The organism is Arthrobacter sp. JCM 19049 (assembly GCF_001310435.1).
This window is the reverse complement of record NZ_BAXF01000095.1, coordinates 1-6,595: the sequence shown is the minus strand read 5'-3', so window position 1 is coordinate 6,595 and position 6,595 is coordinate 1. Positions and strand designations below refer to the sequence as shown.

General features: G+C 65.9%; 5 protein-coding genes and 3 pseudogenes. 7 read left to right on the top strand and 1 reads right to left on the bottom strand.

The window, feature by feature from the left end; all coding sequences use genetic code 11:
* Both JCM19049_RS06560 and JCM19049_RS06555 read left to right on the top strand, forming a co-directional pair.
* Positions 1 to 793: SH3 domain-containing protein (locus JCM19049_RS06560; RefSeq protein WP_279402604.1), on the top strand; the 793-nt coding region annotated here is incomplete at its 5' end.
* 60 nt (positions 794 to 853) lie between these two features.
* Positions 854 to 1,285 (top strand): M15 family metallopeptidase, encoded by a 432-nt coding sequence (locus JCM19049_RS06555; RefSeq protein WP_054821178.1) that lies wholly within the window; start codon positions 854 to 856, stop codon positions 1,283 to 1,285.
* 64 nt (positions 1,286 to 1,349) lie between these two features.
* Here JCM19049_RS06555 and JCM19049_RS06550 read toward each other — a convergent pair.
* Positions 1,350 to 2,725, bottom strand: a pseudogene (locus JCM19049_RS06550) (glucose-6-phosphate dehydrogenase).
* Between the two features lie 74 nt (positions 2,726 to 2,799).
* Between JCM19049_RS06550 and JCM19049_RS06545 the strand changes: the two are divergent.
* From JCM19049_RS06545 to JCM19049_RS06535, 5 genes and pseudogenes are all read left to right on the top strand, one after another.
* A pseudogene (locus JCM19049_RS06545) lies at positions 2,800 to 4,704 on the top strand (glycoside hydrolase family 15 protein).
* A gap of 80 nt (positions 4,705 to 4,784) precedes the next feature.
* Positions 4,785 to 4,889 (top strand): annotated as a pseudogene (locus JCM19049_RS23235) (LysR family transcriptional regulator); the annotation flags it as partial.
* A 32-nt stretch (positions 4,890 to 4,921) separates the two neighbouring features.
* A complete protein-coding gene (locus JCM19049_RS19050) occupies positions 4,922 to 5,419 on the top strand; it encodes a LysR family transcriptional regulator (RefSeq protein WP_279402603.1) in 498 nt (165 codons plus the stop codon).
* Positions 5,416 to 5,739, top strand: coding sequence for a hypothetical protein (locus JCM19049_RS19045; RefSeq protein WP_279402602.1), 324 nt, complete (start codon positions 5,416 to 5,418; stop codon positions 5,737 to 5,739). Before JCM19049_RS19050 ends, JCM19049_RS19045 begins: the two co-directional genes overlap by 4 nt.
* A gap of 261 nt (positions 5,740 to 6,000) precedes the next feature.
* Positions 6,001 to 6,537: a hypothetical protein gene (locus JCM19049_RS06535; RefSeq protein ID WP_054821177.1), complete on the top strand. Its 537-nt coding sequence runs from the start codon at positions 6,001 to 6,003 to the stop codon at positions 6,535 to 6,537.
* Positions 6,538 to 6,595 lie beyond the last annotated feature (58 nt).

Sequence of the window (6,595 nt, the reverse complement as noted above, 5' to 3'; positions counted from 1 at the left end):
CGCCCTGACGGTTGCCCTTGCCAGCGGCGCCACCGCCGCCACCGCGGCGGCCGGCTTCACCGCCCCGGTCTCCGATGTTCCGGCGATCTCCACACCGCACCTGGCTGCCGCCCCGGCCGCGGCCAAGAAGGTCGTCACCAAGGTCACGACCACCGCCAACCTGAACCTGCGCGCCGGTTCAAGCACCAAGCACAAGGTGATCCGAACGATTCCCAAGGGCAAGACGGTCAATGTTTCGGCGACCGCCTCAAACGGCTGGTACAAGGTCAGCTATGCGGGCAAGACGGGTTGGATCTCGAACAAGTACACCAAGGTCGCAGCGAGCACCGCGCCCAAGCAGCCGGCCCCCAAGGGCACCAGCACGGTGAAACTGTGGGTGACGGCGAGCGCGAACGTGAATATCCGCAAGGGCAGCAGCACCGGGCACGCCTCCGTGGGCACCCTGCCGAAGAACAGTGTCGCCAAGGCGACCGAACGGGCCGCAAACGGCTGGTACAAGATCAGCTACAAGAACAAGACCGGCTGGGTGTCGAACAAGTACGTCAAGACCTGCTCCAAGGGATGCCAGGTCGATACCGGCGACTACACCACCAACCGGGCCGGGCTGAGCGACCGGTATTTCACCAAGCCAACGGCAGCGACCTCTATGCCGCCGTCGGCCGGACCGGAGGGTGGGGGATATTCCAAAGAACTCCATCGTCTACCGGGACCTGAAATGGGAGAAGGAAGGCGGGCAGGTGGCCGGCTGGTACTTCGTGCGCACCCAGGGGCTGAACGGCTGGATGAAGGCTAGCGACCTGAAGCGCAGCAGCAACGCGGGCACCACCAATTCGAAGGGATACACCCGCGCCAGGTGCTCAGGCAGTCCAACGGCAAGGTTTCCAGCTCCATGCTGGCCGCAGTGCCGTGGGACAAGGAGAAAACCCTCATCGCGGCACCGGCCGTGAAGGACCTGACCCGGCTGAACACCGCCTTCAAGAAGCAGTTCGGGAAGAACCTGGACATCGACCTGGCCTACCGGACGCTGGATACCCAGAAATACCTCTACGCCGAGCTGGGTTCCTACATTGCGGCGAAGCCCGGAACCTCAAACCACGGTTGGGGCCTTGCCATCGATGTGCCCGAAACCTACGACTACTCCTTCCGCGGCAAGTACTACAAGTGGCTGAAAGCCAACTCCCACAAGTACAACTGGACCCACCGCAAGAACCTGGAGGAGTACCGGTCGGATGGTTCCAAGAACCCCTACGCCGAGGCCTGGCACTTCGAATACACGGGGAAGTAGGCCGACAGCCGCAGGCCGTGGGTTCCAGGGGCGCAGTGCAGCCCGCCCCTGGAACCCAGCGGTCCTATTTGCTGCTTAGCGGCGGGATCGTGGGGCCTGGGCTGCCCGCGGCGTAGTCGCTCATCGGAACCGAACCGTCATCAAAGAGCTTCTGGATGTCCGCCAGAATCCTCCAGCCCTGTTCGGAGGCGTCCCCGCGCACACTGAAGGTGGCATCGGCGCTCAGGATGCCCTTGAGCACGTTGCCGTACGCCGAAAGCCTGGGGGCCGAGGTGTCGGTCTGGAAGGTCACCCGCTCCATGCCCTGCACGGCGAAGGGGCCGCCCACGTTCATCTCGAACTCCAGTTGGCCGGTGTCCAGGCGCAGGCGCATCACGTTTGGCGGCACCCGCCCGCCGTGGGGGAACTGTGGGTACTCGTGGGGCGGGCGGCGGAAATTGATGGTGATTTCCTTGCGCGGCTTGCCAATGGCCTTGCCCGAACGCAGGGTCACCGGCACACCGTTCCAGCGCCAGCTGTCCACTTCCAGGGTCACCTGGGCGAAGGTTTCGGTGTTCTTTACCGGGTCCACCCCCTGTTCGGACACGTAGTCGGGAAGGTCCTTGCCGCCCACGCTGCCGGCCGTGTACCGTCCGCGCACCACCGAGGACGCCGGGTCCTTGCCCCACAACCGGGCCGAGCGCAGCACGTGCGCGGTCAGCGCCGGAAGCTCCACATGGTCAATGCGGGCCGGTGGCTCCATCATCACCAGGGACATCACCTGCAGCAGGTGGGACTGGATCATGTCGCGGAACGCACCGCTGGAGTCGTAGAACCGGCGCGCCCCTCCAGCCCGAGCGTCTCGTCGTAGGTGATCTCGATGGACTGCACATGCTCCCGGCTCAGCAGCGGCTCCAGCAGCCGGTTGGCGAAGCGCAGCCCGGCGAAGGAATGCACCGCGGGCAGGTTCAGGAAGTGATCCACCCGGAACGTCTGCTTCTCGGGAACCAGCCGCGCCACCAGCTGGTTCAGCTTGCGGGCGGACTCCAGGTCGTGGCCGATGGGCTTCTCCAAGGCCAGCACCAGGGATTCGGGCAGCTGCAGTCCCTCCAGCACCTCCAGGGACTTCATGGTCACCTGGGGCGGCAAGGCAAAGTAGAGGCAGGCCGGTTCCTCCAGGCCATCAAGCAGGGACTGCAGATCCTGCGCGCTGGTGGCGTCACAGGTGATGAAGCAGGTGGTGTTCAGCGTGTGCTCGGCGGCGGGACCGTGGCTGTCCACAGTGTCAAAGGCCTGCTGCACCGTTTGCTTCCAGGTGCCGTCATCGTTGCGGTCGGCGCCGATGACGGTGACCCGGCACTCGGGATCGGCACGCAGCAATGTGCCCAGGCCCGGGAGGAGCAGACGGGAGGCCAGATCGCCGGTGGCGCCAAAAATTACCAGATTCTTGATGCTGTCCATGCCCCGCACCCTACTCCCTGTGAAGAGGGAACTGCACCCTTTCGCGCTATCGCCCAGTTTGTTTGAATGAGGTCATGGCTAGCGAGAATGAGAACACTGGATCCACGCCGCTGGAAGACTATGCGCTGCTTTCGGACCTGCGCACCGGGCTGCTGCTTAGCCGGGACGGGAGCATTGACTGGCTGTGTTTTCCCAGATTCGATTCGCCGGCCGTGTTCTCCGCCCTGCTCGGTTCGGCCGCCGACGGGCGCTGGCGGCTCTTGGCTCCGGAGGGAAGCGTGGTCTCCCGCCGCTACCTGCCGCGCACCTTTGTCCTGGAAACCATCTGGCGCACGGCCACCGGCACGCTGGAAGTGCTGGACTTCATGCCGCCGAGCATCGAGCAGGCCGACGTCATCCGCAGGGTCACCTGCCTGGAAGGGGAGGCCGAGATCGAACATGACTTGCGCATCCGCTTCGACTACAACCGCGCCAAACCCTGGACCCGGAAGGTCACGCTGACCAAGGAGGGCGCCACCGGCCTGCTCTCTGTGGCCGGACCGGACGCGCTGCTGCTGACCGGTCCGCAGCTGGAGCCCGACCATGCCTGGAACCAGCGCCATGAACGCCGTGAGCGGCAGGACAGCGCGGACCGTGGCCAAGGCCGGCCCACCGACTACCAGGGCGCGGTCCCGGACCGGCTGACCGGACGGTTCACCCTGAAGGCCGGGCAGACCCAGGACTGGGTACTGACCTGGCACAAGTCCCATCTGCAGCCGCCCAAGCCGCTGGATGCCGAACAGGCGCTGCAGGCCACCGTCAAGTACTGGCGCGACTGGTCGGCCCGGGTGCAGGTCACCGACCGCTATGACAACCAGGTGCTGCGTTCGCTGATGGTGCTGCGGGCGCTGACCGACCAGGCCACCGGCGGGATCGTGGCCGCCCCGACCACCTCGCTGCCCGAGGAGTTCGGTGGGCAGCGCAACTGGGACTACCGCTACACCTGGCTGCGGGATGCCTCGCTGACCATTGACACCCTGGTGGCCCACGATTTCACCGACGGTGCACTGCATTGGCGCAACTGGCTGCTGCGTGCGGTGGCCGGAGACCCGGACGATATCCAGATCATGTACGGGATCGCCGGGGAACGCGAACTGACCGAATCAGTGCTCGACCACCTGCAGGGCTATGAGCAGTCCCGGCCGGTGCGGGTGGGCAACGGCGCGTTCGAGCAGTACCAGGCCGACGTGGTCGGTGAGGTGATGCTGGCCCTGGCGGCCTGCGTGATGCCGGTCACGGGGAGGATGAGTTCTCCTGGGCGCTGCAGCGCAACCTGCTCAGCTTCCTGGAGCGCAACATGGAACGCAAGGGCCACGGGATCTGGGAAATGCGCGGCAACGCGGACTTCTTCACCCACGGCAGGGCCATGATGTTCGCCGCGTTCGACCAGGGGGTGCGGGCGGTGGAGGAGCACGGCTGAGTGGGCCGGTGGAACGCTGGCGGCACCTGCGCGAGAGGCTGCGGGAAGAGATCATGGAACGCGGCTACGACGCGGAGCTGAATTCCTTTACCCAGACCTATTCGAACAAGGAAGTCGACGCCTCACTGCTGCAGCTGCCCAATACCGGGCTGCTGCACCCCGAGGACCCGAAGATGCTGGGCACCGTGGCGAAAATCGAGGCGGACCTGCTTGACGAGGCGGGCATGGTGCGCCGCTACCGCACCCAAACCGGCATGGACGGCTGCCGGGCAACGAGTACTCGTTCTTGATGTGCAGCTTCTGGCTGGTGGAACAATACGCCCGCTCCGGACGCAGCGACGAAGCCAGGCAGCTGCTGGACCGTTTGGCCGGCTTCGCCACCGACCTGGGGCTCTTTGCCGAGGAATACGATTCGGCGGGCGGGCGGCTGGCCGGGAACTTCCCGCAGGCCTTCAGCCATTTGGGCTTCATCCGGGCGGTGGACGCGGTGGAAGGCACCCCGCGCAAGTCCGGGGTCTAGCAGCGGCTGGCGCCCCAGCGCTTCCGTCCCCGAGCGCCAGCTGCCCTTTGGCGGCGGGCACGTGATGCAATAAGGGCGTGATGTTACGGCAATTGGAATACTTCGTGGCGCTGGCCCGCGAACAGCATTTCGCCCGCGCGGCCGCCTCCTGCTACGTCTCGCAGCCCGCGTTATCCGAGGCAATCCGAAAGCTGGAGCCGAACTCGGCGTACCGCTGGTGCGCCGCGGCCACTCCTTCCAGGGGCTCACCGCGGAAGGGGAGAAGGTGCTGCCGTGGGCCCGGCGGATGCTGCTGGACCATGAGGCGTTGCGCCAGGAAGTGGAGGGGCTGCAAGAGGCCCTGAGCGGAAGGTTGCGCCTGGGCGTCGTGCCGGCGGTCAGCTCCACCGTCGTGGAACTGACTGCTCCCTTTGCCGCGAGCCACCGGCGGGTCTCGATTCACGTGCAGACCAGTCTGCACTCCTCCCACATCATCGAGCAAGTGCGCGGTTTCGAACTGGACGCCGGGATCATCTACGCGGCACCGGAGGATGCGCAGGATCTGGTGGTGCTCCCGCTGTACGCGGAGGACCACGTGCTGATCACCGGCCCGGGAATGCTCACCGAAGCCGCGGTCCCCGGGTGGGGGCAGGCGCTGGACCTGCCCCTGTGCCTGCTCGATTCCAGGATGCGCGGACGGCAGGTATTGGATGCCGCGCTGGAACGCCACGGATGAGCGCTTCACCGCGCATCGAAACCGATTCGGTGATATCGCTGCTCTCCCATGTGGCCACCGGCCAGTGGGCCAGCATCGTGCCCCGTCAATGGCTGGCCCCGCTGGGCCCGTTGCCGGGAATCCGGATGACAGCGTTGAGCGAGCCGGAGCTCTCCCCGCAGATCAGCCTCGTCCTGACCGCCAGTGAGCCGATGCCGCTGATGTCCCGCGCCTGTTGCGCACCGCACGGGAAGTGTATCCATAGCGGCCTTCCACGGGCACTGCCCGGCATGATGTCGTTTTCTGCTGTTTCCTACAGGACAATAAGAGCTGCCTATTGATTCATCGAAGATAAGTCTTGGACGTAATCAAGAGCTTGCGGAACTCTGGATAGTGGGCCCTTCCCGGCCTTCATCCAGCCTTTTCGTGAGAGGGAATCTCGATGTCCAGCGAACCGACTTCCGCACGCTTGCCTCATGCAGACCGGTGAGAAGCGCTTTATGCCGATGACGCTGCCCGCATCATCCCGGGGGCCAGCCGGTGTCGGGCGTCTTGGGCGAAGGAACTGGCGGAGGTCCCCAGATCTGCGGCCTGCGCTGCGCGTGGGGGTGGGACTGGCCATTCCAGGCACCACCCTGCTGTTGGTGGGGCGGGCCGACCTGATGATCTACGCGGTCTTTGGCTCGGTGACCGGGATGTACGGTCGCAGCCCACACCGGGGCCAGCGGCTGCGTGACCAGCTGCTGGCTGGCGGAATGCTCTTGGGCGCCGGGTTCGGCGGAATCCTTGCCGCGCCCCTGGGATTGCGGAGCTGGTCACTGGTGCTGGTCAGCGTGGGGTGCGCGGTGGCCAGCCTGGTGATTGCCGACCGGTTCGCGCTGCGCCCGCACGGGGCGTTCTTCCCGCTGTTCGCGTTCGGCGCGCTGGCTACATTGCCCGGACACGAACAACCGGACCTGGCCGGGCTGGCGGCGTACGCCCTGGCGGTATTGGTGAGTCTGCTGCTGGGTCAGCTGGACGGTGTTCCGGGCAGCAGGCTCCGGTGCCGATTCCCACCTGGACGTACACGGCACGACACGCCTCAAGCTATGGCTGGTGGTGTTGTTGGCGGGCGCGGCCGGGATCCTGTTCGGCTTTGAACACCTGCAGTGGGTGCTGGCCGGTGCGTGGTGCCGCTGGCCGCCGGGAATGCGCGCG